19 protein-coding genes, 1 tRNA gene and 1 pseudogene are annotated in these 24646 nt (G+C 62.2%); 10 read left to right on the plus strand and 11 right to left on the minus strand.

The features are described from left to right. Window positions 1-164, minus strand: a pseudogene (hcp1, locus tag AB5Y98_RS05825) (type VI secretion system effector Hcp1); the annotation flags it as partial. 715 nt (window positions 165-879) lie between these two features. After that, window positions 880-967 (minus strand) — tRNA-Ser (locus tag AB5Y98_RS05830). Between the two features lie 183 nt (window positions 968-1150). On the opposite strand from AB5Y98_RS05830, the gene AB5Y98_RS05835 reads away from it, so the two are divergent. The 3 genes from AB5Y98_RS05835 (at window position 1151) to AB5Y98_RS05845 (ending at window position 4489) form a co-directional block, all read left to right on the plus strand. Next, complete coding sequence (locus tag AB5Y98_RS05835; RefSeq protein WP_005302492.1) at window positions 1151-1807, plus strand: Bax inhibitor-1/YccA family protein; 657 nt, start codon at window positions 1151-1153, stop codon at window positions 1805-1807. A 163-nt stretch (window positions 1808-1970) separates the two neighbouring features. Further along, window positions 1971-4124 (plus strand): YccS family putative transporter, encoded by a 2154-nt coding sequence (gene yccS, locus AB5Y98_RS05840; RefSeq protein ID WP_005302494.1) that lies wholly within the window; start codon window positions 1971-1973, stop codon window positions 4122-4124. 20 nt (window positions 4125-4144) lie between these two features. After that, the gene (locus AB5Y98_RS05845; protein ID WP_011706490.1) at window positions 4145-4489 is read left to right on the plus strand and encodes a TusE/DsrC/DsvC family sulfur relay protein; all 345 of its coding nucleotides are present in this window, start codon (window positions 4145-4147) and stop codon (window positions 4487-4489) included. A gap of 57 nt (window positions 4490-4546) precedes the next feature. Here AB5Y98_RS05845 and dedD read toward each other — a convergent pair whose 3' ends face one another. From dedD to AB5Y98_RS05880, 7 genes are all read right to left on the minus strand, one after another. After that, window positions 4547-5335: a cell division protein DedD gene (gene dedD, locus AB5Y98_RS05850; protein ID WP_368231501.1), complete on the minus strand. Its 789-nt coding sequence runs from the start codon at window positions 5333-5335 to the stop codon at window positions 4547-4549. A gap of 74 nt (window positions 5336-5409) precedes the next feature. Next, complete coding sequence (gene folC / locus AB5Y98_RS05855) at window positions 5410-6669, minus strand: bifunctional tetrahydrofolate synthase/dihydrofolate synthase (RefSeq protein ID WP_368231502.1); 1260 nt, start codon at window positions 6667-6669, stop codon at window positions 5410-5412. Between the two features lie 2 nt (window positions 6670-6671). Next, complete coding sequence (accD, locus tag AB5Y98_RS05860) at window positions 6672-7535, minus strand: acetyl-CoA carboxylase, carboxyltransferase subunit beta (protein ID WP_005302503.1); 864 nt, start codon at window positions 7533-7535, stop codon at window positions 6672-6674. A 119-nt stretch (window positions 7536-7654) separates the two neighbouring features. Next, window positions 7655-8464, minus strand: a complete 810-nt coding sequence (truA, locus tag AB5Y98_RS05865) for a tRNA pseudouridine(38-40) synthase TruA (protein WP_368231503.1) — start codon at window positions 8462-8464, stop codon at window positions 7655-7657. A gap of 164 nt (window positions 8465-8628) precedes the next feature. Beyond that, window positions 8629-10824, minus strand: a complete 2196-nt coding sequence (locus AB5Y98_RS05870; protein WP_368231504.1) for a FimV/HubP family polar landmark protein — start codon at window positions 10822-10824, stop codon at window positions 8629-8631. Between the two features lie 273 nt (window positions 10825-11097). After that, a complete protein-coding gene (locus AB5Y98_RS05875; protein ID WP_368231505.1) occupies window positions 11098-12114 on the minus strand; it encodes an aspartate-semialdehyde dehydrogenase in 1017 nt (338 codons plus the stop codon). 140 nt (window positions 12115-12254) lie between these two features. Further along, the gene (locus AB5Y98_RS05880) at window positions 12255-13385 is read right to left on the minus strand and encodes a 4-phosphoerythronate dehydrogenase (RefSeq protein ID WP_368231506.1); all 1131 of its coding nucleotides are present in this window, start codon (window positions 13383-13385) and stop codon (window positions 12255-12257) included. Between the two features lie 316 nt (window positions 13386-13701). Between AB5Y98_RS05880 and AB5Y98_RS05885 the strand changes: the two genes are divergently transcribed. Further along, entirely contained in the window at window positions 13702-14448 is a 747-nt protein-coding gene (locus AB5Y98_RS05885; protein WP_254204982.1) for a phosphatase PAP2 family protein, read from the plus strand. Window positions 14449-14518: 70 nt separating this feature from the next. On the opposite strand, the gene AB5Y98_RS05890 is transcribed toward AB5Y98_RS05885, so the two are convergent. Then, the gene (locus AB5Y98_RS05890; RefSeq protein WP_216973053.1) at window positions 14519-15349 is read right to left on the minus strand and encodes a MetQ/NlpA family ABC transporter substrate-binding protein; all 831 of its coding nucleotides are present in this window, start codon (window positions 15347-15349) and stop codon (window positions 14519-14521) included. 483 nt (window positions 15350-15832) lie between these two features. Between AB5Y98_RS05890 and AB5Y98_RS05895 the strand changes: the two genes are divergently transcribed. The 6 genes from AB5Y98_RS05895 to AB5Y98_RS05920 all read left to right on the plus strand — a co-directional run bounded on the left by AB5Y98_RS05895 (window position 15833) and on the right by AB5Y98_RS05920 (window position 23373). Then, the gene (locus AB5Y98_RS05895; protein ID WP_095592481.1) at window positions 15833-16567 is read left to right on the plus strand and encodes an NYN domain-containing protein; all 735 of its coding nucleotides are present in this window, start codon (window positions 15833-15835) and stop codon (window positions 16565-16567) included. Window positions 16568-16834: 267 nt separating this feature from the next. Further along, on the plus strand, window positions 16835-17209 hold the full coding sequence (locus AB5Y98_RS05900) for a hypothetical protein (protein WP_054544569.1): 375 nt from the start codon (window positions 16835-16837) through the stop codon (window positions 17207-17209). Window positions 17210-17224: 15 nt separating this feature from the next. Then, window positions 17225-17764 carry an isochorismatase family protein gene (locus AB5Y98_RS05905; protein WP_368231507.1) on the plus strand — a complete coding sequence of 180 codons (540 nt, stop codon included), beginning with the start codon at window positions 17225-17227 and terminating at the stop codon, window positions 17762-17764. Window positions 17765-18227: 463 nt separating this feature from the next. After that, the gene (locus AB5Y98_RS05910; RefSeq protein WP_368231508.1) at window positions 18228-20102 is read left to right on the plus strand and encodes a S8 family serine peptidase; all 1875 of its coding nucleotides are present in this window, start codon (window positions 18228-18230) and stop codon (window positions 20100-20102) included. A 17-nt stretch (window positions 20103-20119) separates the two neighbouring features. Beyond that, a complete protein-coding gene (locus AB5Y98_RS05915; RefSeq protein ID WP_017783047.1) occupies window positions 20120-20578 on the plus strand; it encodes a hypothetical protein in 459 nt (152 codons plus the stop codon). 413 nt (window positions 20579-20991) lie between these two features. Beyond that, window positions 20992-23373 (plus strand): beta-glucosidase, encoded by a 2382-nt coding sequence (locus AB5Y98_RS05920; protein WP_368231509.1) that lies wholly within the window; start codon window positions 20992-20994, stop codon window positions 23371-23373. Between the two features lie 95 nt (window positions 23374-23468). Here AB5Y98_RS05920 and AB5Y98_RS05925 read toward each other — a convergent pair whose 3' ends face one another. Then, window positions 23469-24446, minus strand: coding sequence for a helix-turn-helix domain-containing protein (locus tag AB5Y98_RS05925; RefSeq protein WP_368231513.1), 978 nt, complete (start codon window positions 24444-24446; stop codon window positions 23469-23471). Window positions 24447-24646 lie beyond the last annotated feature (200 nt).

The following is a 24646-nucleotide window of genomic DNA, read 5'->3' on the forward strand; positions in this document are numbered from 1 at the left end:
TGCGGATCGGTCGGTACGGTGACGACGTGCTGGAACTCTTGCACCAGCATCTCGTCTTCGTGGCCCTGCACGAAGATGTTGCCGACGGAATCGGAGGTGAAAGCACCGGCGGTGATGTTGCCCTGGGTTTTACCTTCGATGCTGATATAACATGGAGTTGGCATGAGTTTGCTCCTGATTGGTTGAACGGTAATGACACTCAACCGGAACCATAAGCATTGACCATGCCACTTTTACGTTCTGTTATTTATCAGTTACTTACCACGAACTAGCACTCCGAGCACTCAGTTTTGAGCAAGCTTTCGCTCAAACTGCGCAGATATATCAGCAAGGGTTGCACATGCAGTAGTTTAATCCGCGTAATGAGCATGATTTTGCGACAAACAGCCTTATTCACTTATGTCACCTGAGATATTCACCTTTGTTCTAGCGCTCCTGCGCCCTTTTCTGGGTTGGACGACACGATTGAATGCTGCTGACACAGTCTCGTCCTTACGAGACCAATCCAGCATCTACCTGATGAGATTGCCTTCTGCCAACCCAGGGGTCTTCCTAGTTTGCTGAAAGGTTGGCAATTTATGGTTTTCGGCCTCAATTTCTGCCGTCAATTGCTCACAGAAAAGCCAGACCGCCTCTGATATCGCTTCTGCTGTCTTTTGCTTCGTTTCATACTTCCCTGGGCCTTCACAAAATAGATAGCAAAAGAGGGCCATTGCCCCTCTCTTGCTTTGGCTAACTTGAGGAAGTCGTGGCAAGGACCTGTCCAAGGGAGTGCTATCAAGGGGTAGGACAGCCAACACCTAATGCCATGCTCACTGGCATACCAAAAATCACAGATACAAAAAAGCCCAGCCGAATCAATCGGTTGGGCTATATAGCTGGCGGAGGAGGTGGGATTTGAACCCACGGATGGTCGCCCATCGCCGGTTTTCAAGACCGGTGCATTCAGCCGCTCTGCCACCCCTCCGAACGGCGTGCATACTACGTCAGCCCCTTGTTCATATGCAATACATATTTGATTTGGGATAGTAGGGGGCAACAGGCTGGGGTGGGGCTTGAAATCAGCGCTCGTCATCCCGACATTCAGTGCATACAATGCGTTAACGAAGCGGATTGCCGCTTCACCCCGGAAATCAAGAGGACACCCAAGATGGATACCCGTTCTATCTATACCGGCACCCAGAGTGCCGCGCGCGATACCAACAAGGTACTGCGCAACACCTACATGCTGCTCTCCCTCACTCTTGGCTTCTCTGCCGTGGTGGCCGGGGTAGCCACCGTGATGAACATGCCGCCCCTGCACTGGGCCATCTTCCTCATCGGCGTCTACGGTCTGATGTTCCTGACCGAGAAGAATCGTGACAACGGCATGGGGCTGGTGTTCACCTTCGCCCTGACCGGTCTGCTGGGCTATAGCCTGGGCCCCATCATCAACATGTACATGAACAACGGCGGCGGCGAGATCGTGATGACCGCGCTCGGCGGCACTGCGCTCACCTTCTTCGGTCTGTCGGCCTATGCCCTGACCACCAAGCGTGATCTCTCCTTTATCGGCGGCATGCTGTTCGTCGGTTTCTGGGTGCTGCTGGTGGCCATGGTCGCCAACATCTTCCTGCAGATGAGCGCCCTGAGCCTGGCCCTCTCCGCCATGTTCATGCTGTTCTCCTCCGGCGCCATCCTGCTGACCACCCAGCAGATCGTGCGCGGCGGCGAGACCAACTACATCTCCGCCACCGTCACTCTGTATGTCTCCATCTACAACATCTTCCTGAGTCTGCTGAGCCTGCTCGGCGGCAACCGCAACTAATCAAACACCCCGCTTCGGCGGGGTTTTTATTGGCGCCTGTTTCTGTCAGGATAAGTTGCAAATCAAGGATATGAAGCGAAGTGGCCCTGATCCAAATCAGGGCCACTTCGTTGTTGACCGGTTATGCTCTCGCTTTCGTTTCGCTCAAGGGTTGCGCTCTCCCATGCCCACGGATTTCTCTGGCCTGCTGCGCCGGCTGCTGACTGACAGTCATATCTATTTCGCCCTCAAGGTGCTGCTGGCCATCATGGGGCTGCTCGCCTTCACCCTGGCGACCGGCGACATCCAGCTCACCGTGCTGCTCTCCCTCGGGGTGGTGGCCGGCGCCATCGCCGAGACCGACGACAGCCTGTGGGGCCGAGTCAAGAACCTCGCCATGACCCTGCTCTGCTTCCTGTTCGCCTCCCTCTGCGTGCAATATCTCTTCCCCACCCCCTGGCTGTTCGCCATCGGGCTGGCGGGCTCCACCTTCATCTTCGTGATGGTGGGGGCGCTCGGTCAGCGCTACGCCACCATCAGCTTCGGCTCCCTGCTCATCGCCATCTACACCATGCTGGGTGCCGCCAAGGCGCCGGATCTCTTCTATCAGCCGCTGGCCCTCGGCGCCGGGGCGCTCTGGTATGGCCTGGTGTCGCTGGTCTGGCTCTGGCTGCTGCCCTACAAGACCCTGCACGAACAGCTGGCCCAGAGCTACTTTGCCCTCTCCCGCTATCTGCTGGAAAAATCCCGCTTCTTTCCGGCCGACGAGCACGGCGCCCAGGCCATTCGTCACAACCTGGCCCAGCTCAACATCAACCTGGTCAATGCCCTGACGCTCACCAAGTCGGCCCTCAATGCCCGCCTCAGCACCCGTCACCGGGCCTCCCCCGAGCTGGCCAGCCTGCTGCGCCTCTACCTGCTGGCGCTGGAGATCCACGAGCGGGCCACTTCCAGCCACTATCCCTACAGCAAGCTGGAGGCCGAGCTCAAGCAGGGCATCGTGCTGGACGGCTTTCAGGAGGTATTCCTGCAGCTCTCCGAGGCGTGTCAGCGGCTCGGCTACGCCATCCTGGTGCACAAACCCTATGCCCATAACAAGCGCATCCACTGGACGCTGGAGGCACTCGGCGATCAGCTGGAGTTCACCCACCTCAAGCAGCACTATCCCAAAACCCTGCTGACGCCGATGAAGTTTCTGCGCCGCAATCTGGCCAGCATCAACCAGCTGCTGCAAAGCGCCGAGGAGCTGCAAAACCCCGAGCAGGCCCCGCAGAGCCTGCCGCCCCTGGCCAGGCCCGCCCGCCTGCCACTGCTGACCCAGCTCAAGCAGCATCTCACCCCCAACTCCATGGTGTTTCGCCATGCCCTGCGGCTGTCCCTCGGGCTGGTGGTGGGCTACGGCATTCTGCAGGCCTTCCAGCTGGACAAGGGTTACTGGATCCTGCTGACCGTATTGTTCGTCTGCCAGCCCAGCTACAGCGCCACCCGCCGCCGGCTGGTGCAGCGCATGCTCGGCACCTTCGCCGGCCTGCTGGTGGGGATCCCGGTGCTCTGGCTCTTCCCCGAACTACACGTGCAGCTGGTGGTGATGGGGTTGGCCGCTTTTCTCTTCTTCACCCAGGTACGCAGCAACTACAGCGCCGCGGTCTGCTTCATCACCCTCTACGTGTTGATGGCGTTCAACCTGCTGGACGGCATCGGCTTCGCCATCCTGGGGCCGCGCATGCTCGATACCCTGCTCGGCTGCCTGCTCTCCTACGCCCTGGTGGCCTGGCTCTGGCCGGACTGGCAGTACAAACGGCTGCCGACCCTGATCGCCAATTCGCTGTCGGCCAACGCCCGCTACCTCTCGGCGGTGCTGGCCAGCCTGCAGCAGCAGCGGGATGAGTCACTCGACTACCGGGTGGCGCGCAAGAGCGCTCATCTGGCGGACAGCGAGCTGGCCATGGCCTGGCAGAGCATGCTGGTGGAGCCGCAAAAGCGCCGTCGTTTCCTCGACCTCTGCTTCACCCTCACCTGGCGCAACCATGCCCTGCTCTCCTATATCTCGGCGCTGGGCGCCCATCGCGACAAGCTGGAGGCCATCGGCGAGCTGGACGAGATCAGCCGCCACCTGAGCCACACCCTGGAGCGGGCCGCGGGCCATCTGGCGGGAGAGATGCCGGAGCAGATCGAGGGGCAGTGCCCGGTCATCACCCCGGACAGCAGCGAGGAGCAGCTGATGCTGACCCAGCAGCTCAACCTCATCAGCCAGCTGGCGGACGAATTGCTCGCCCTGGCCAACGAGAGCCGGTTGCTCACCCGGGAACAAGGCGCTACCATGCCCGCCCAATCCTGACAGGCCACAAGGAGCCCACCATGTCCGAGCACCACCAGCTGGAATTCAACGGCCAACTCATCGAGACCGATGCCAAGGGTTATCTGCTCAACAGCAACGACTGGAGCGAGGCGCTGGCACTGGTACTGGCCGAGCAGGAAGGTATCGTACTGGAGGAGCCGCACTGGGAAGTGGTACGCTTCGTGCGCGCCTTCTATCTGGAGTTCAACACCTCCCCCGCCATCCGCGCCCTGGTCAAGGCGATGGAGAAGCAGTACGGGCCCGAGAAGGGCAACAGCCGCTACCTCTACAAGCTGTTCCCGGAAGGCCCGGCCAAGCAGGCCACCAAGATTGGCGGCCTGCCCAAACCGGTGAAATGCATCTAAAAAAATACCGCGCCCATCCAGAATGAAGCGCGGTATTTTTTTATCTTGTGGTCCCTCTTAGGGGTTGTAAGCCACAACGGAACCACTCAGGCCGGTCATCTGGCCGATGCGGCTCTGCATGCCCTGCAGCTTGGTCTTGGAGACATCCGGTCCGATGAAGACCCGGTTGAGCTGACCCTGCACCGGCGTGCGCGGCGAGGTGTGAGCCGAGTAGCCCGCCGCCCGCAGCTTGCCCACCAGCGCGTTGACGCTGTCGACGTTCTTGAAGGCGCCGAGCTGCAGGATCCAGCTGCCCTGGGCCGGGGCCGTCGCTGCCGGGGCTGCGGTCGTGGTCGCTTGCCCCATCTTGCTGGCGATGAGGTCGTCCATCGACCTGATCTGACCCGCCTGCGGCTTGCTCTCCACCGGTTTTTGCACCTCTACCGGCTTGGGCGGCACCACTTTGGGCTTGGGCTGCTCCACCGGTTTCTTGGCGATCACTTCAGGCTGGGGCTTGGCCGCAGGCGGTGTAACGGGCTGGGTCACCGGCTTGGCGGCCGGCTGCTGCACCTGCGGCTGGCCCTGCTTGGCCCCCAGGGTGACCGGCTCGGGCACCTCTTCCACCTGCCACTGTTCGGCAGCCGACGCCTGCTGCTGGCTGGCCAGATGCTCCGCCGGCAGGGTGCTGGCGGCCGATACCTGCAAGGCGGGCTTGGCGGGTTCCAGCTCGGGGCGCAGCGGGATCTTGGCGAACGCCTCTTCCTTCTGCTCCAGCTTGTGGCCGTCCATCAGATCCGGCAGAAAAATGACTACCAGGGCCACCAGGATGACGGTCCCCACCAGACGGTTTTGAAACTTAGAGGCCAAGTTGAATCCTACCTTTACGTAACTCAATATGCGATCTGGCTCCCCGCCAAAGGGCCGGGGAGCCGGGATGTGGCCTAGACGGCGACACCCGCCAGAATGTCGGCGACAGTGTAAAACGAACCAAACACAATGACCATATCATCAGGACTCGATGCGGCCAACGCGGCAGCATAGGCCTGCCCCACGTCGTCAAAGGGGGTCGCCGGCCCCCGCTCGCTGCCAAGAGCTGCCGCCAACTGGGCCGCGCTCGCCGCCCGCGGGCCGCTCAGGCTCGCCAGATACCACTCGCCGATGAGGCCATCGAGCTCGGCAAGCGAACCCGCCATGTCCTTGTCCTTGAGCATGCCGACCACGGCGCGGCGCACGCCGCGGCAGGGCAGCTTGCGCAACTGGGCGGCCAGATAGGCGGCCGAATGGGGGTTGTGGGCCACATCGACGATGACCAGCGGCGCGCTTTGCAACTGTTGCATCCGGCCAGCCAGCCGGGCATTGGCCAGCCCTTGCCGAATAGCCTCTTCCGGCAGCGGCAGGCCGAGGGACTCCAGCGCCGCCAGCACGGTGACCGCGTTCATCAGCGGCAGGGCCGGTTTGGGCAGGTCGCGCCACTGGTGGAGGCCGTGATAATCCCAACCGGTTTCGTGCTCATCGCCACGAAAATCGATGCCGACCTGACGCAGGCAGGCACCGAGGCGGGCCGCCTCGCTGGCAATGGTGACGGGCGGGTTGGGCTCACCGCTGATGGCGGGTTTGCCGGCGCGATACACTCCCGCCTTCTCCACCGCCACCGCCTCGCGGGTATCCCCCAGCCAGTCGCAGTGATCGAGCGCAATGGAGGTGATCATGGCCACATCGGACTCCACCACATTGGTGGCATCGAGCCGGCCGCCCAGCCCTACTTCCAGCAAGAGCACATCCGGCGCGGCGCGGCGAAACAGCCACAAACCGGCCAGGGTGGCGAACTCGAAGAAGGTAAGGGCTATCTCGCCGCGGGCCGCTTCCACCTCGGCAAAGGCGGTACAGTGATCGCGGTCGGCCAGCTCGGCCCCGTTGATCCGCACCCGTTCGGTGAAGCGCAGCAAATGGGGAGAGGAGTAGACGCCGACCTTGTAACCGGCTTCCATCAGTATGCTGGCCGCCATGGCGCAGCTGGAGCCCTTGCCGTTGGTGCCTGCCACCGTGATCACCTTGAACGGCAGTTGGGTAAGACCCATGCGGCGGGCGACGGCGCCGACCCGATCCAGCCCCATGTCGATGTTGACCGGGTGGATCTGCTCCAAATAAGAAAGCCAGTCGACCAGCGACCGGCTTTGGGATTGTTGCATGTTGGAACTCATCTTCACTCTTCGATGACGTGAGTATTCAGCATTTTGGCGAGCAGGCTGGCCAGACGGTTGCGCATGTCGCGGCGGTCGATGATGAGATCGATGGCGCCCTTCTCCAGCAGGAACTCGGAGCGCTGGAAGCCTTCCGGCAGCTTCTCGCGCACGGTCTGCTCGATGACGCGGGGACCGGCAAAGCCGATCAGTGCCTTGGGTTCGCCCACGTTGATGTCACCCAGCATGGCCAGACTGGCGGAGACGCCCCCCATGGTGGGGTCGGTCAGCACCGAGATATAAGGCAGGCCGGCTTTGGAGAGTCGGTCCAGCGCCGCACTGGTCTTGGCCATCTGCATCAGGGAGAACAGCGCCTCCTGCATGCGGGCACCACCCGAGGTGGAGAAACAGACCAGACCGCGCCCTTCCTTGATGCTCTCCTCGACGGCGCGCACGAAGCGGGCGCCCACCACGGAGGACATGGAGCCACCGATGAAGGAGAACTCGAACGAACAGGCAACGACCGGCACCCCCTTGAGGGTCCCCTTCATCACCACCAGCGCATCTTTCTCGCCCGTATCCTTCTGGGCGGCTGACAAACGATCCTTGTAGCGCTTGGAATCCTTGAATTTCAGTACATCCTGCGGCTCCAGCTCGGCACCGACTTCGGTGCGGCCCTGCTCGTCGAGAAAGCTCTCGAGGCGGGCACGGGCGCTGATGCGCATATGATGATCACACTTGGGGCACACTTCGAGATTGCGCTCCAACTCTGCCCGGTAGAGCACCTGTTCACAAGCACTGCACTTGGTCCACACCCCTTCCGGAATGTTGTGGCGACGCGGGGCAGTGATCTTGCTCTTGGGAAGGATCTTCTCAAGCCAGCTCATGGAATTCCTTAATGCTTTTGTGCCTGACAAAACGCATCGAGCCTAGATTGTTCAATGACTTAATAGCTCGATGGCAATAAATGACGGATCATTAAACCACAAATTTTCGGGCCCAGTTACTAAAAACTGGTCGTACCCGGTGCCGAGTCCGGCAGCCACAACGGGCCGAGCGGCACCCACGGCAAGCCCAGTTCCAGCGGGTAATCCACGTCCACCAGATAGAGTCCCCCCGCCTTGGCGGTGGGGCCCGCCAGGTTGCGATCCCGGGCCGCCAGCACCTCGGCCACCCACTCCACCGGTTTGAGCCCCTGCCCCACCAGCAGCAGGGAGCCGGTGATGTTGCGCACCATGTGATGCAGGAAGGCATTGGCCCGGATATCCAGCACGATATAGGGGCCCTGGCGGCTGACGCACAGGTGGGTCACATTGCGCCACGGGGTCTTGGACTGGCAGCCGACGGCCCGAAACGAGCTGAAGTCCTGCTCGCCCAGGAGGCACTGGCCCGCCTGGTGCATCAGCGTCGCGTCGATCGCTTCGTGGTAGTGGCTGACGCCGCTGCCGAGGATGGCCGGCCGGTAGTTGTGGTTGTAGATGACGTAGCGGTAGCGACGGGCGGTGGCGCTGAAACGGGCATGGAACCCCTCGTCCACCTGCTTGACCCAGCGCACCGCGATGTCGGGCGGCAGGTTGGAGTTGAGCCCCAGGGTCCAGGCCCCTTCGGCACGGTTCGCATCGGTATCGAAGTGGATGACCTGGCCGGTGGCGTGAACGCCGGCATCGGTGCGTCCAGCACACTGGATGGAGACGGAGTGATTGGCGATCCGGCTGAGGGCTTTCTCCAGCTCCTCCTGTACGCTGATCACTTCGCGCTGACGCTGCCAGCCGAAATACCGGCTGCCGTCGTATTCAATACCTAGGGCAATTCGCATGGATAAACTTGTCTTCTGATGAAAGGATGCGGTGAAAGAAACGGGGCGGATTATACCCATCTCGCCTCAAAAATCCCAAATCGCAGCGCCCAGGCCAGACCTGGCGCCAAAAAGAAGGGGCAGCCCGTCGGCTGCCCCTGCTGTCATCATGGTGCTTTGGCTACCTAGCCAAGGCGCTTGAGCAGCTTCTCGGCCTCGGCCCGCTGATGCTCGGTGCCCTGCTCCGCCGCCTCCTGCAGCAGCTCGCGGGCGCTGTCCTTGTCGTCGATCTCGAGGTAGGCGCGTGCCAGATCCAGCTTGGCCCCCACTCCGCCATCGTCGGCATCCACGTCAAATCCGGTGGACTCCGGCAGCACCTCGGGGAAGCCATCCAGCCCCACATCCAGCGAGAAGCCCTGATAGGGTTCCTGCTCCGTGGTGGTGGCATCGGCCTCGGCCAGCAGCTTGTCGATCTCGACATAACCGCTCTCCTGGGCCTGCTCGCGCGGCTTGACTTCGCCCTGATGGGGTTCCACTTCGGCGAAGGCATCCTCAAAATCGGAGAGGGCCATCTCGTTGGGATCCCAATCCGGTTCTGCCTCTTTCTTACCTTTGACCGGCTCGGGCTCCAGCCCCAGCTCAGCCAGCATCTCGTCGGCGCCGGCAGCGGCAGCCTGGTCGGCCCCCGGTTCGGCAAAGGCGGTCTCGAAATCGCTCAGATCGAAGGAGGCGAGATCCTCATCGCTCACCACCGCCTCGGCGTCCGGCTGGCCGTCATCGGCGCCATCCAGCGTCAGGTCGGCCTCCAGATCCGCATCCAGCTCGGCGAACAGGGCAGCCTGCAGCTCCTCTTCGCTCATGACCTCGTTGTCGGCCTTGGGCTTGGGATTGAACTCGCTGGCGAGATCGAGATCCGGCTCGGTGTCGAGGGTGATGGGGTCGTCATGGGCCAGATCCAGATCGGGCACCAAGTCCGGATCCCGGATGGCGGCCTTGGCGGCCGGTGCCGGCTCGGCATCGAAGCTGGCCAGATCCATCTCGCCATCGTCGCTGAACACCAGATCGGCCGGCGCGGCGGGCTCTTCCACCGCCATGTAGCCATCGGGCGTGTTGAGATCCGGTGTCGGCCGCACCGGCTCCTCGTCGGCGATGCCGACCGTCATCAGCTCGTCAAACTCGCTGCTCTCCTGATCCATCACCATGGCGGTGGATTCGGACAGGCTCTTCTCCTGCTCTTCCAGCTCGCGGCGAGCCCGGGCCCGCAGCCACAGGGTCACCAGCGCCAGCACCAGCAGCACAGGCAACAGGATGATCATGGCGAGGTTGAGCGGCGAGGAGAGCAGGTCCATCAGCCAGTTCTGCTTGGGCTCGGGGGCCGGCGCCGCCGGCGGAACCGGCTTGGCCTTGAGCTCGGCAATCTCTTTTTGCAGGGCGGTCTGATCCTGCAGCTGGGCCTTGAGGGTCTCCACCTCTTCGGTCAGCGACTGCAGTCGCAGCTTGAGCCTGTGGTTCATCTCGGTGACCTGACCGAGCTGGGCATTGGCATCTTCCAGCGCCAGCGCCATCTCGGTGGAGGGCTTGCCGACCGGCTTGTCGAGGTCGGCTGGCAGCGGGGCCGGTGCACTGGCGGTGGCGGCACTGGTTGCCGCGGCCTGGCTCGCGACCGGCTCGGGGGCCTTGGCGACCTCCTTGACCTCGGTGGCCGGCTGGGGCGCCTCCACCTTGGGTGCCGGAGCCGGAATGGGCGCCGCCTTGGCGGGCGCTACCTTGGCAACCTCGGGCTTGGCCGGCTCGGCTGCCTTGGTGGGGGTCACCTTGGGCTGGGCTGGCTTGGTGGCCACCGGTTTGGCAGGTTGAACATGCTTGTTGGCCAGGTATTTCGGGCTCAGCCCTTTCCAGCTGGCGTTGTCACTGCGGAATTTGGCGCGGGCCTCGGCATCTGTGATGACGCTGGCCTCGGCGGCGGTGGGCAGCAGGATGCGCGAGCCCACCAGAATGTGGTTGATGTTGCCGTCGGCGAAACTGCGGGGGTTTTTCTCGTAGATCGCCACCATGGTCTGGTAGACGCTGACACTGCTGGAGGGACGGTACTTGCTCGCCAGGCTCCAGAGGGTGTCGGTGGGACGAATGGGACCATAACTGCCGGCATTGCTCGCGACCTGCCGCACGATGGGCTGGGCCGTCGCTCGGCTGGGTTGGGGCGTGGCGCTGGGAGTGGCGACGGGTTGTGCCAGCGGCTGGGAATTGACGGCGGGCGGAGCCGGCTCGTCCGGGCCTTTGAGCTCAACAAAAAAGGGCTCCCGCGTCGAGTCTTCGGCCTGGGCCATGCCCAGCAGACCCAATGCGAGTAGCGTTGCCAATGTTATGCGGGAATGTCCCATATTCGTTCCTTCGTATGACGGCCCTATCACATTGAAAAATCTGGATAGTTACCCCAAAACAGTCGGTTCAATATAAATCAGGCTCAGGTTGCAAGCCAGCAGTCCGACACATTTAGCACCCAACTTGCCCCTGAGTGTAGGAAAAAACTTAATCAGTTGATATCGCGAAACATTCCAGAAGTCGCACTGTGCGCCCCCGGTCACATCTGCCTCGCGCTCGGCGGTGCCATCTCTGGCGGGCATCCCTCCCCGCCAGACCCATGGACTCGCCGATCAGAGGTAATCGCGCACCAGCAGTTCGGCAATCTGCACGCTGTTGATCGCGGCGCCCTTACGAACGTTATCGGCCACGATCCACATATTTATACCGCAGGGGTGAGAAATATCCTGGCGAACCCGGCCCACCTGTACCTCGTCCTTGCCGGTTGCGTCGCGCACCGGGGTCGGATAGTCATGCTCGTCGTCAAACAGGGTGACGCCCGGCGCCTGGCGCAGCAGCTCTTTCACCTGCTCGGCGTCGAGCGGCTGATGCAGCTCGACGTGGACCGCCTCGGCATGGCCGTAGAAGACCGGCACCCGCACGCAGGTGGGGTTCACGGCGATGCTGGCATCCCCCAGGATCTTCTGGGTCTCCCACACCATCTTCATCTCTTCCCGGGTGTAGCCGTTGTCGGTGAAGCTGTCGATCTGCGGAATGAGGTTGAAGGCAATCTGCTGCGGATAGAGGCTGGGCTCCACCGGACGACCGTTGAGCAGATGGGCGGTCTGGCCGGCCAGCTCGCTCACCCCCTCCTTGCCGGAGCCGGAGACGGACTGATAGGTCGCCACGTTGATGCGAGCGATACCCACCTCATCGTGCAAAGGCTTCAGTGCCACCAGCATCTGGATGGTGGAGCAGTTGGGGTTGGCGATGATGTTGCGATTGCGAAAATCGGCCAGAGCGTCCGGGTTCACTTCCGGAATGACCAGGGGGATCTCTTCGTCGTAACGGAAGCAGGAGGTGTTGTCGATGACGATGCAGCCGTGCTCGGCGGCAATCGGCGCCCACTTGGCAGAGACCTCGGCCCCGGCGGAGAAGAGGGCGATCTGCACCTGGCTCCAGTCAAACTCCTCCACGTCCAGGATCTCGACGTTCTTGCCGGCAAAACGCACCGTGTCGCCGGCGCTGCGGCTGGAGGCCAGCGGATAGAGGGTGGCGATCGGGAAGGCACGCTCTTCCAGGATCTCGATCATCGCCTCGCCCACGGCGCCGCTGGCGCCCAATACCGCTACGTTGAATTGCTGACTCACTGCTGTTCTCTCCTATGATGGTGCCGGTGACGCGCGCTGGCATCACCGCTGGTAGGCGGACCTGCCTGATAGCGGGTCTGGCGTCAGCCAGACCGGGTATGGGCGGGACAAGGCTCCCCCCCTTCAAGTATGCAGAGCGCTCAGCCGGGCTGGCAGACAAACCCGAGCCGGGCCAGGGCATCGCTCGCAAACGGCCCCTTTAGCTGCAGGGCCGAGAGCTCTCGCCGCTCCGGATAATCTTTGCGCTGCTCATCGAAGCTGCCCGCCACACCGAGCCGGTTGCGAAAACGGGCATCATCGCGGCGCACGTCATAAACAAGGTGGACCAGTTGCTTGATCAATGCCTGATCCGCCGGCTGGCCCGGCGTTACCTCGCGCACCTCGGGGATGGGCAGCAGGCTCTGCAGATCCTGGCGCGGCGTGCGCCCCAGCTGCCGGCAGAGCGCCTCATAGAGCATCCAGGTGCCACGGGCCTTGCCCTCCAGGCTGTAACCTGCAATGTGCGGTGTCGCCAGCTCGGTATGGGGCACCAGGGCCTGCAGCGGCTCCGGCTCCCCTTCCCACACGTCCATCACCAGTCGCAGCGGCGCCTGGCGCTGCTGGCGCGCCAGCAAGGCCTGGTTGTCCCACACCTCGCCGCGGGAGGCGTTGATAAGGATCTGCCCGGCCGGACGGGCGGCAATCTGCGCTGCATCCAGCAGGTGGAAGGTGGCATCCGGCCCCTGACGGGTAATGGGAACGTGGAAGCTGACGATGTCGGCCTCAAGGGCCTGCTGGTAATCGACAAACTGCGCCGCCTCATCTGCTTCGGCGGCGCGGGCCCGGGGCGGATCGCAGCGCAGCACCCGCATGCCGAGGGCTTCGGCCTTGCCTGCCACACACTCGCCGGTGTTGCCGGCGCCGATGACCGCGAGGCTCATCTCGCTCAAGTTGAGTTCATGGCGCTCGGCCAGCACCAGCAGGGCGGAGAGCACATAGTCGCCGACCGAATATTTGTTGCAGCCGGGGGCACTGAAGAAGGGAATGCCTCGTTCGGCCAGCAGCGCCTTGTCCACATGATCGGTACCGATGGTGGCGGTGCCGACGAAGCTCAGTCGAGGGCAGCTGGCCAAGAGGGCGGCGTCCACCCGGGTGACGGAGCGCACCAGCAGCACGTCGGCCTCTTGCAGATCCGCCGCCTGCATCTGCCTGCCGGGCAGCGGGACGACCTCGCCAAACTCGGCAAACAACTCACGGGCGTGGGGCATATTTTCATCAACGACGATCTTCATCGGGCTCTCTCACTTCGCTAGCGGCCACAAGCGCGCCATTCTAGCCCAAACAGACCGAAGTTTCAGATGCTTATTCACCCATACGCGGCCGTCGCCGCGACTTTCTGCCGGGGTGGGTGCGCTATTGCCTCATCTGCGCCCGATGAAGCGCCCTGCCCGGGCAATATCTGCTGACCGCCCCCGTCATCAGCGGGCCTTGGTCAACAATCAGACCATCACCACACTCATTTGTAACCCCGTGTTACAGGGATCGGGGCGCGACTTGACCGACCGGGTTGGGCTGGCACAATGACGCCTCTTTTTTTTCTGCCCAGGAATGGGCACCTTGCCGAGCCCCGTTATGCCGACTCACGCCTCTTCCCTGCCGCGCCGCCAGGTGCTTTGTTTCAGTGCCGCCCTGATCCTGCCGCTGCTCCTGCTGGTCTGCCTGCCCTGGCAACCGTTCATGAGCCAGGCCCTGCACTCGGACTGGCTCTGGTGGCCCTACGCCCTCACCCGCATGGTGGATGTGCCCGGCATCGGCGTCAGCATCCTGGCCCTGCTGCTGCTGACCCGACACAAGCTGACGCTGAGCCTGCCGGCGCTGCTGGCCCTCGGCGCCGCCCTGTTTGCCGTGCTGGCCGGCGACTGGCTCATCAAGAGCCTGATCAAGCACCTGACCGAGGAGCCCCGCCCCTACCTGCTCTGGCTGGAGAGCCAGAACCTGATCCCCGCCATCCAGCAGTTCTATGCCGGCAAGGTGGAGGTGCGCAGCGAACAGGTCCATGCGGCCAGCCAGCTGCTGGCGCTGCCCGAGTGGCTCGCCAGCCACTGGCAGGCGGAGGTGAACTACGCCTTCCCCTCCGGCCACAGCATCGCCGCCATGAGCCTGGCCCAGTTCTTCGGCCTGATCTGGCTGGCGCGCGCCCCCGCCGGCGCCTGGTTGCTGCCGCTGTGGGCCATAGGTGTCGGCCTGTCGCGCATGCTGATCGGCATGCACTGGCCACTGGATGTACTGGCGAGCGCCCTGCTCGGCAGCCTCACCTCGCTGTTCGCGGTGCGCTGGTGGCTGCGCCGTTACTAACATCCGCACGATACAAAAAACGGGCACCTGCGGGTGCCCGTTGTTGTTCTCTGCTCTCTGCCGTGGTGGCTCAGTTGCTGGCGCTCGCGCCCTGCCACCCCTGCGGGTACTTGTAGCCGACGAAGCGCTTGGCGGCATAGGCCTTGAAGGCGGCCGAGTTGTAGGCCTCTGCCACATCTTTGGCGAAGGGCTTGTCCGCATCGGCACTTTTTACCACCACCCAGTTGATGAAGTCGTAGCTGCGCTCAAGGAACAACCCGGAACTGAAAGGAATGCCGCTTGAGGCGGCAAAGTTGCCGTTGATGACCGAGAAGTCTACGTCTTCGCGCGAGCGGGGCAGCTGGGCCGCCTCCAGCAGCACCAGCTTGATGCCGTGGGGATTCTTCACCACGTCGAACTCGCTCGCCTTGAGCGGGTTGATCCCCTCCTTGAGGGTCAGCCAGCCCAGATCCTGCAACATAAGCAGCGCCCGCGCCTGATTGGTGGGGTCGTTCGGTATGGCCACCGTGCTCCCCTTCTGCACCGCCTTCAGATCTCCCAGCTTGCCGGCATAGAGCCCCATGGGACCGGTCGGTACCTGGGTGATGGGGGCGAGCGACAGCCCCCGATCCTTGGCAAAGCTCTCCAGATAGGGCTTGTGCTGGAAGCAGTTCACATCGAGCGAGCCGTCGGCCAGCGCGATATTGGGGGTCACATAGTCGGTGAACTCCACCAGTTTGACCTGGTAGCCCTTGGCTTCGAGCTGGGGCTTGATGGAGTCGGTCACCATGTCGGCAAAATCCCCCACCGTGGTGCCGATGACGATCGCCTGTTTGGCCGGATCGGCGGCCAGCGCGGCCAATGGCAGGGTGCCGGCCAGCAGGGCCAGGGCGGAAAGGGCAAAGAAGGAACGACGCTGCATAAAAACTCCCTGTAAACATCTCAACGGCTGGCGTGATGGCAGAGTCGTGCTTGAACCACCGCAACCATCTAGCCATCCAAACGGCTAATTAAGCACACCATAACAGAGCCGTTTCTCTTCGCCAAGCAACAAAACCGGGCAAGGTTTGCCGGATGCTTGCTAACCCCGGCTTTCAACCTTGCTGGGTACCCAAACAAGAAATCTTTGATAAACCACACAGTTATTGCTTTTGCCCTCTCCCCTAATCGGCTATAGCTGGCTTATCGTGGTCACTTGATGGCTGTTGCGTGTGATGGACCTTGTTATTCAACCAGCAAAGGAACTGCTGTGGACACATATCTGGCACTCAATGCTCTCATTTTGCAGGCCAAGAATATTCCATACATAGAGCAGACTGCGGCACAGTTTTTATTTCGAACGGAAAAAGTACCTAGACAGTGATAAATTTTTACAACTGAATTTATTGTGATGACAGGAGGTCACTTGAAGGATAAAGAGAAAATAGCGGTCTTTATCGATGCAGATAATGCACCAGCCAGCAAGATGGATAGGGTATTGTCAGAGCTGGCTCGCTATGGTGTAGTCAATATTCGTAAGGCATATGGCAACTGGAAAAACCCGACCCTCAAGTCATGGGAAGAAATATTGCATGAATTTGCCATTCAACCTGTGCAGCAATTCGACTTGACCAAGGGAAAAAATGCGACCGATATGGCTTTGGTCATCGATGTTATGGATGTGCTTTATACCAAGGATGTGGATGTCATCTGCCTCGTCTCTTCTGACTGTGACTTCACCCCACTTGTTACCCGATGTCTGGCTGATGGCAAGTTTGTGATTGGGTTTGGAGAGCGTAAAGCCTCGATGCCTTTCGTCAATAGCTGCTCTCGCTTTCTCTATCTGGATGCAGAACTGCAGGATATTCAAGAAGAGCACCCCGTTACCAAGCAAGCCAAGAATCTCAAGAGTGATACACGCCTCATCAATTTGCTCAGACAAGCCATTGAAGCAGTTGAAGAAGGCGGAGGCTGGGCAAGGTTAAGCCCAATTGGCAGCCATATCTCAAATCATGCCTCATTCGATCAACGAAATTATGGATTTAAAAAACTCAGTGACCTGTTCATGGCAATTGACTTGTTCGAGATGAAGAAGACAGACAACTCTGTATTATGGGTAAGAGATAAAAAACGGGCTTCCCAATTAACCAAGTCCAGATGAAATGATGGTTGTTTTTTCAACTGGCAGGCAGGTGCAGGAAAAATACTTCGGCTCAGAGCTGCTACATTTTATGGCTTGGTTGCCACCAAATTTACATTTTGAATTACTTTATTTTTGACCTGATCCGTCCCTGCCGGTAGGTTTATGCCTTATCGACACAGTGCCGTGACTCATATTTTATACGTCACCTTGTCAGTCGCGAACGACATGGAGGGTTCGCTAACTCACCAGCAGGGAGCACGACCACACCCTATTCAAGGAGTATTCATGACCCCCAAACAACATCTGCTCGCCAAGGCCATCTTTATCCTTGCCACTCTGTTCTCCCTGGCCATGATCGCCTTCGTCGCCTGGGCCGTCGTCACGGTCAGCCCGCTCCACCCGGCTGACATGGCGCCGTCGCAGAGTCTCAGCCTTGGCCTGGCAACCGCCATCGCCCTGTTTGTGCTCGCCTTCAACTATGTGGCTTATCGCGGGCTCACCGAACAGGTGACCGCCTTCAAGGTGGTCTTCTGGTGCTTCGTCGCCCTACAGTTGTTCGCCTTTCCGATCGGTACCGTCATCGCGCTGACCCTCATCTATCTGTGGAACCAGTCGCGCGCCTCCCTCGCCCGCCCACTCGGCGCCACTGTCTCACTCTGATCCGGGAGAGTATCCATGCTGACCACCACGAACACCGGCCTGCTGGTCGTCGATATTCAGGGCAAACTGGCCCGTCTGGTCGAGGGGAGCGATGCCCTCATCGCCAATACCGCCAGGCTGGTGGCGGGGGCCAGACTGCTGGGCCTGCCGGTTGTCTGGCTGGAGCAGAACCCGGACAAGCTTGGGACCACAGTGCCCGAGCTGCAGTTGATGCAGGCAGGCGATCTGGTGCTGCCCAAGCACAGCTTCGGCGCGCTGGGGGAGCCGGCGCTGGCCGACGCCCTCGCCCGCCAGGGCGTCAGCCACTGGCTGGTGTGCGGCATCGAGGCCCATATCTGCGTCTACCAGACGGTGCTGGGGCTGCTGGACGCGGGCAGCCAGGTGTCGCTGGTGGTGGATGCGGTGTCGTCGCGCAGCACCGCCAACCGGGAGCTCGCCATCCACAAGCTGGCGGCGCACGGGGCCGAACTCACCTCGGTGGAGATGTGCCTCTACGAGCTGCTGGGCGATTGTCGCCATCCGGCCTTTCGATCCATTCTGGCGTTGATCAAATAGCCCCTGCCGTCCGGCGTTTCGTACCATATTGCTGGTACTGAGCAAATAGCCTCCCCTATCGGCCAGTCCCTCCAGACCACACGGCGCCATTGGCACCGGGTGGCTTGCCTGCAGTGCCCCCTGTTTTCATCGCAGCGGCGCTCCCGCCAGCGTGAAGATTCCCCCCATCCTGCGTAGATCCGCCCCGCCTCTCTCACACCGGTAACGGCCCGTCAGACGTTAACAAATGGTTACTAATCAATTGATATAAAAAGATAAACATCAATAGCGGCAAACTGAGAAAAGTTCTCAATACAGCACAGAAAAGGATTCACAGGAACCCCCACATGGTCTGTCGATTATTTGTTGTGAGATTTCTTTGAGCCTTATCTCAGAATGAAAATGAGTGCTTTTTGACTCTGTTTTTCCCATGTATAGATGCCAGTCGCACCCAGGACGGTGCGATATAAGATGGAGTTTATTAATGAGAAAAACATCGTTAGCGTTGGCAATCTCGGCCCTGCTCTCGGCCCTGCCCATCGCTTCAGTTCAGGCGAGTGAGAGTTGCCCCCCATTGACCGGCAAGGAAGTCGGCCTCGATACCGGCCGCAGCAGCGCCGAGCGCTGCCTGCCCGGCATCAACCCGCTGCAGGATCAGCAGTGGCACCTGCTCAACAGCGGCCAGAATGCCTTCAGCCCCCGCGGCGGCGTGGCAGGCAACGACCTCAACCTCTGGTGGGCACACCGTACCGGCGTGCAGGGCCAGGGCATCAACGTGGCCGTGGTGGATGACGGCCTGGCCATCGCCCACCCGGACCTGGCCGACAATGTGCGCCCCGGCTCGAAGAACGTGGTGACCGGTAGCAGCGACCCCACCCCGACCGATCCGGACAGTGCCCACGGCACCTCGGTCTCCGGTCTGATCGGGGCGGTCGACAACGACATCGGCACCCTGGGGGTGGCCCCTCGCGTTCAGCTGCAGGGGTTCAACCTGCTGGATGAGCGCAGCAAGCAGCTGCAGAAAGACTGGATCTATGCGCTGGGCGGCAGCACCGCCACCGCCGACAACCGGGTCTTCAACCAGAGCTACGGCATGAGCCTGGTGGATCCGCAAAGCGCCAGCGGGCTGGATCAGGTTCAGCTCGATCGCCTGTTCGAGCAGCAGACCCAGCAGGCGCAGGGCGCGGCCTATATCAAGGCGGCAGGCAACGGCTTCAACCGCATCGCCGCGGGCGACTACATGTTCAGCCGCACCGGCGTCCTGCCCAAGCTGCCGTTCGAGAACAGCAACATAGACCCCTCCAACAGCAACTTCTGGAACCTGGTGGTGAGCGCCATCAACGCCGATGGAGTGCGTTCCTCCTACTCCAGCGTCGGCAGCAACGTCTTCCTGAGCGCCCCCGGCGGGGAGTATGGTACCGATGCGCCGGCCATGGTAACCACGGATCTGCCCGGCTGCGACATGGGCTACAACCGCACCGACGATCCCAGTACCAACCGGCTGCACAACAACCCGCAGCTGGATGCCACCTGTGACTACAACGGCGTGATGAACGGTACCTCGTCGGCCACCCCCAACACCTCGGGCGCCATGGCGCTGCTGATGTCCGCCTACCCGGATCTGTCGGTGCGGGATCTGCGCGATCTGCTGGCCCGCAACGCCACCCGCATCGATGCCGGCCAGCAGCCGGTCCAGGTCAGCTATACCGCCGCCAACGGTCAACCCCGCCAGGTCACCGGCCTGGAAGGGTGGGAGCGCAACGCCGCCGGCCTCTGGTACAGCCCCACCTATGGCTTTGGTCTCATCGACGTGAACAAGACCCTGACCGCCGCCGCCAACCACACCCCGCTGCCGCCGCTGGTGCAGTTGCCGGCTCAGAAGGTGACTGTGCCGCGCAGTGAAGGGAGCATCGCGGATGTGGGCAGCAGTGCCACCCGCTCCAGCACCCAGGTGGCGCAGGCCTTGACCGTGGAAGCGGTCCAGGTCACGGTGAGCCTGGATCACCAGCGCCTGCCCGACCTGCTGATCGAGCTGGTCTCCCCGTCCGGTACCCGCAGCGTGCTGCTCAACCCCAACAACAGCCTGGTGGGACAATCCCTCGACCGGCAGCAGCTGGGTTATGTGCGCACCAAGGGGCTGCGCGACATGCGCATGCTCTCCCACAAGTTTTATGGCGAAGCGGCCCAGGGCGAGTGGCGACTGGAGGTGACCGACGTCTCCAACAGCAGCCGCCAGCTGACGCTGGTTGACCTCAACACCAACCGCCGCAGCACCCTGACCGAGCGCAACAACAGCCAGCCGGGTCAACTGCTCAACTGGTCCCTGCGGGTGATCGGCCACGATGCCGCCCGCTCATGATCACAAGGAGTCACAAGATGAAACACAGCTTACTCGGCCTGGCCCTGGCCGGCCTCTTGGCTTCGGCCGGCGTGCACGCCGCCGATGAATCGGTGGTGATCGACGGCAAGCAGTACCGCACCATAGAGGTAAACGGTCAGACCTACCTCACCCCGGACAACGGCAGCAAGCAGCGAGTCGCCCGCAGCGCAGACGGCAAGGCGCCCCGGCAAACCCTGCGCAGCGGCGACGTGCTGCTGCAAGGGGTGGCCAGCCCTGAGCTCACCGCCAGCGGCACCCTGCTGGTGGAAGCCGATGACAACCAGGCCAGCACGCTGGCCAGCCGCCACGGCCTGCGCTTCAAGCAGAGCAGCGGCGGCATCGCCCTGCTGGAAGCCAAGCCGGGCACCGATCTGAACGCCGTCGCCACGGCGCTCAAGCAGGAGGGGGTCAAGGTGCAGATTGAACTCGCCGGGGCCCTCAAACGGCCCAAGTAAACCGCTCCGGGCCAGCGCCCGGACGCTTTGACTTATCTTCGAGGGGGCCACCGGCCCCCTCGCGTGTTGCCAGCGTCATTGGCCATCAGGCCACCCGTTTTTCCCATCTCCCCTGCCCTTCTCCCCTCTTGTCACTTTCAGCCCTTGGTTTGGCACCGCCTTTCGATGCGACCTTGCTCACAACTCTGCCCCCTTGCTCCCGTCGGCACATTTCTCGCTCCCCCGGGGCAAGGCGGCCATCGTCCGACTTGTTAACCTGCCTGCAGCCAAACGCCGGCCCACGGGCCCGTTCGGCCTTCCTTGCGATATCCAATGGCAGCCGCCAGCAGAGCGGTCCAGCCCGGGCGGATGCCTTGCGCCCGGTGTCGATATCTCCTTTTTATTTTTATTCAGACAGTTACGAGGACGTCTTCATGTCTATCACCACAAAATTGAAAGCGGTTTCACTGGGGGTCAGCCTGGCGCTGGCCGGCCTGCTGGTCGGTTGCAACCAGAATGACTCGGATCCCCTGATCAAGGACGATGCCTATTACCGCGGCCAGGCCGAGGCCATGGTGGCCAGGCTGACCCTGAGCGAGAAGCTGGACCTGCTCTCCGGCCCCGGTTACGGCAGTGCCAACGGCGCCATCAACGTCAAACAGGACGTGCCCGGCGTGGCGGGTTACATCAACGGCGTGCTGCGCAGCGCAGACGGCATCGACATTCCGGCCCTTAAACTGGCCGACGGGCCGGCCGGGGTGCGGATCAACGCCAACCGCGACGGTGACAGCGCCAGCTACTACGCCACCGCCTGGCCCATCGGCTCGCTGCTCGCCTCCAGCTGGGACGTCAAGCTGGTCAAGGCCGTCGGCGAAGCCATGGGGGACGAGGTGCGCCAGTACGGGGTCGACATCCTGCTGGCCCCGGGCATGAACATCCAGCGCAACCCGCTCAATGGCCGCAACTTCGAGTACTACTCGGAAGACCCTCTGCTCACCGGCAAAATCGGCGCTGCCATGGTCAACGGGGTGGAGAGCAACGGGGTGTGCACCACCATCAAGCACTACTTTGGCAACAACTCCGAGACCAACCGCAACCAGATCAACGACATCGGCGAACCGAGAACCTTCCGCGAGATCTACCTGCGCGGCTTCCAGATAGCGGTGGACGAGGCCCAGCCCTGGGCGGTGATGACCTCCTACAACAAGGTCAACGGCACCTATGTCAACGAGCGCAGGGATGCGGTGACCGACCTGCTGCGCGGCGAGTGGAAGTTCGACGGCCTGGTGATGTCCGACTGGTTTGCTGGCGATGTGGCCAACAACGCCTACAAGCAGGTGCTGGCGGGACAGGATTTGATCGAGCCGGGCAACGTCAAGGAGCAGTTGCAGCAATCCATCGAGCAGGGCGATCTCGACGAGGCCAAGGTGAACGAGGCCGCCATCCACATCCTGACCCAGGTGATGAAGAGCCCCTCCTACAACCAGCTGGCCATCAGCAACAGCCCGGATCTGACCGCCCACGCCAAACTGGCCCGTCAGGCCGGCGCCGAGAGCATGGTGCTGCTGCGCAACGAGGCCGCGGCCTTGCCGCTTTCGGCAAGCAGCACGCTGGCCAGTTTTGGCATCAACCAGATCAACACCTACAAGGGCGGCACCGGCAGCGGGGATGTGAACGCCGCCAGCACCACCACCATCGCGCAGGGACTGGCGGCACGCTTCCCGGTCAACGAGGCGTTGCAGAGCTATTACCGCGATTTTTACGAGAACAACAAGGTCTATCACGAGGGGCAATTTGGCGCCAAGGGCTACTACACCTGCGCCGAGGCGCCGATCAGCGGCGAGCTGGCAGCCCTGATCGCCAATGCGGCCGCCACCCAACAAGCCGCCGTCATCAGCATCGGCCGCCAGGCCGGGGAAGGGGCGGATCGCAGCAGCGGCAAGGGGGACTATCTGCTCGGTGATGACGAGCGCGCCCTCATCGACGCGGTGAGCAGCGCCTTCCACGCCCAGGGCAAGAAGGTGGTGGTGGTGCTCAACGTCAACGGCGTCATCGACACCGCCCAGTGGGGCGACAAGGTGGATGGCATCCTGCTGGCCTACATGGCCGGTCAGGAGACCGGCCACGCGGTGGCGGATGTGCTCTCAGGCGCGGTCAACCCGAGCGGCAAGCTGGCCCAGAGCTTCCCGCACAGCTACGCCAGCGTGCCCTCCGCCGGCACCTTCCCGGGTGAGGACACCGACGGGGACGGCGAACCGGACGATCTCTACTACAACGAGGGGATCTACGTGGGCTATCGCTACTACAGCACCTTCGAGCAGGCGGTCTCCTACCCGTTCGGCTTCGGTCTCTCCTACACCAGCTTCAGCTACACCAGCCCCGCCATCGCCAGCAATACCCTGGAGGGCGGCAGCGCCGGCAGCCTGGTGCTGACCGCCACCATCACCAACACCGGTGCCGTGGCAGGCAAGGAGGCGGCCCAGGTCTATGTGACCGCCCCCGAGGTCAAGCTGAAGAAACCGCTCATCGAGCTCAAGGCCTTTGCCAAGACGGCGCAGCTGGCACCGGGGGCCATCGAACAGCTGAGCTTCACCATTCCGGCCAGCATCCTCGCCAGCTTCGATGAGGCCAGCAACCAGTGGATCGTGGAGCCGGGTCGCTACAGCGCCTACATCAGCCCCTCGTCGGATGTCTCTGCCAGCACGCCGGTCAGCTTCACGGTGAGCAAGGAGATAGTGGTGAGCAACACCACGCCAGGGGCACTGGCACTGCCGGCCGGAGTGGATCCTGCCAGCGTCACTACCGTTACCCGCTAGCAGGGGCAGGCACGGCCGGGCACCCAGCCCGGCCTTGCCTGACTGTTGCCCAGCAGAGACCCGACCACGGGACCGGCCTTGCGCCGATCCCGTTCTTATTGGCGGGCGTTGCGGTAGGCCCGCGGCGTCATCCGGGTGTTGGCCTTGAAGAAGCGGTTGAAAGCGCTTTGAGAGGAGAAGCCGACCCGATCGCTGATGTTCTGCAGCGGTTGATCCCCCTCGCCCAGCAAGCGGCAGGCTTCGCTCACCCTCGCTTCCCTCAGCAGGGTCGAGAAACTGCTCCCCTCCCCCTGCAATTTGCGATTCAAAGTCCAGCGACTGACATTCATGGCCGCGCACACCTCCTTGAGCAGGCTCTCGTCACTCTCCAGCTCCCCTTCCCGGATCTTGTGGCGGATCCGCTCCCCCACCAGATAGGCAAAGGGGGCCCGCTCGGCGATGTCGGCACAGATCTGTGCCAGCTGAGCCAGTTGCAGATGACCCAGCGGTTCGTTGTAGCAGTGGCTGGGGCAGTCGAGTTGGGCGTTGTCTATGGTCAGGGTGTTTTCCCCCTGCTCCCAGCGGCAGCGGGTGGCGAAGAACTGATCCAGTAGCTGATGGCGCGGTGGCGGCCGCCCCATGAAGCCCACCGAGACCCGGGGATCCGCCAGATAGACCCGCAAAATCCGGTAGAGCATGATGAAGTTGGGGATAGCCTGACTCGCCCCCAGGCTGGCGGGCCCCTGATTGACATACAAGTATTGGCTGGCCTGCGTCCCCCGCCGCACCCGCAGCTCGTCACAACTGCCGATGATGGGGCGATAGGCCAGCAGCACCTCGAGCGCCGCCCGTGGCGAGGGCTGGTTCAGGCACAGGCTGATAAGGGGTGGATAGTGCTGGTAGAGCTGGCCGATGTCGTAGGAGAGGATGGTCTCGTGAAAATGGGCCAGATAGGGCTGCATCAGTTGCAGCATCCGGTAGTGGCTGTGGGCCGGCAGCCGGCCCTGCTCCCGCTCGATGTCGAACGACGTGAGGCCGCCCGCCATCAAAATGGCATCGGGATCGCCCCCCTGCTGCTGGCAGGCTCCCAGCATTCGTCTGATCACCTGATTTGATACGCTCTGTGACATCTGCCGTCCTGGCCTCCGTGCTGACAGGAAACTGCTCGTGATCCCCCGGCCCGTCACTGCCGGCGGGCCTGCCACCCCGGGCAGCGGGTTGGCGGGACCATTATGGGGCGGTTGCAAAGCGAGCAGATGTAACGGAGTGTAAAAGCACGCGCCAGCGCGCCATT

The sequence above is a fragment of the Aeromonas sp. s3 genome (assembly GCF_040907805.1).
In the GTDB taxonomy this organism is placed as follows: domain Bacteria; phylum Pseudomonadota; class Gammaproteobacteria; order Enterobacterales; family Aeromonadaceae; genus Aeromonas; species Aeromonas dhakensis.

What these genes read in the sequence shown, in the direction of transcription:
- AB5Y98_RS05835 (WP_005302492.1), top strand. Translation starts at nt 1,151, where the DNA reads ATGGATACCCGTTCTATCTATACCGGCACCCAGAGTGCCGCGCGCGAT.
- yccS (WP_005302494.1), top strand. Translation starts at nt 1,971, where the DNA reads ATGCCCACGGATTTCTCTGGCCTGCTGCGCCGGCTGCTGACTGACAGT.
- AB5Y98_RS05845 (WP_011706490.1), top strand. Translation starts at nt 4,145, where the DNA reads ATGTCCGAGCACCACCAGCTGGAATTCAACGGCCAACTCATCGAGACC.
- folC (WP_368231502.1), bottom strand. Translation starts at nt 6,669, where the DNA reads ATGAGTTCCAACATGCAACAATCCCAAAGCCGGTCGCTGGTCGACTGG.
- accD (WP_005302503.1), bottom strand. Translation starts at nt 7,535, where the DNA reads ATGAGCTGGCTTGAGAAGATCCTTCCCAAGAGCAAGATCACTGCCCCG.
- truA (WP_368231503.1), bottom strand. Translation starts at nt 8,464, where the DNA reads ATGCGAATTGCCCTAGGTATTGAATACGACGGCAGCCGGTATTTCGGC.
- AB5Y98_RS05870 (WP_368231504.1), bottom strand. Translation starts at nt 10,824, where the DNA reads ATGGGACATTCCCGCATAACATTGGCAACGCTACTCGCATTGGGTCTG.
- AB5Y98_RS05880 (WP_368231506.1), bottom strand. Translation starts at nt 13,385, where the DNA reads ATGAAGATCGTCGTTGATGAAAATATGCCCCACGCCCGTGAGTTGTTT.
- AB5Y98_RS05885 (WP_254204982.1), top strand. Translation starts at nt 13,702, where the DNA reads ATGGGCACCTTGCCGAGCCCCGTTATGCCGACTCACGCCTCTTCCCTG.
- AB5Y98_RS05890 (WP_216973053.1), bottom strand. Translation starts at nt 15,349, where the DNA reads ATGCAGCGTCGTTCCTTCTTTGCCCTTTCCGCCCTGGCCCTGCTGGCC.
- AB5Y98_RS05900 (WP_054544569.1), top strand. Translation starts at nt 16,835, where the DNA reads ATGACCCCCAAACAACATCTGCTCGCCAAGGCCATCTTTATCCTTGCC.
- AB5Y98_RS05905 (WP_368231507.1), top strand. Translation starts at nt 17,225, where the DNA reads ATGCTGACCACCACGAACACCGGCCTGCTGGTCGTCGATATTCAGGGC.
- AB5Y98_RS05910 (WP_368231508.1), top strand. Translation starts at nt 18,228, where the DNA reads ATGAGAAAAACATCGTTAGCGTTGGCAATCTCGGCCCTGCTCTCGGCC.
- AB5Y98_RS05915 (WP_017783047.1), top strand. Translation starts at nt 20,120, where the DNA reads ATGAAACACAGCTTACTCGGCCTGGCCCTGGCCGGCCTCTTGGCTTCG.
- AB5Y98_RS05920 (WP_368231509.1), top strand. Translation starts at nt 20,992, where the DNA reads ATGTCTATCACCACAAAATTGAAAGCGGTTTCACTGGGGGTCAGCCTG.
- AB5Y98_RS05925 (WP_368231513.1), bottom strand. Translation starts at nt 24,446, where the DNA reads ATGCTGGGAGCCTGCCAGCAGCAGGGGGGCGATCCCGATGCCATTTTG.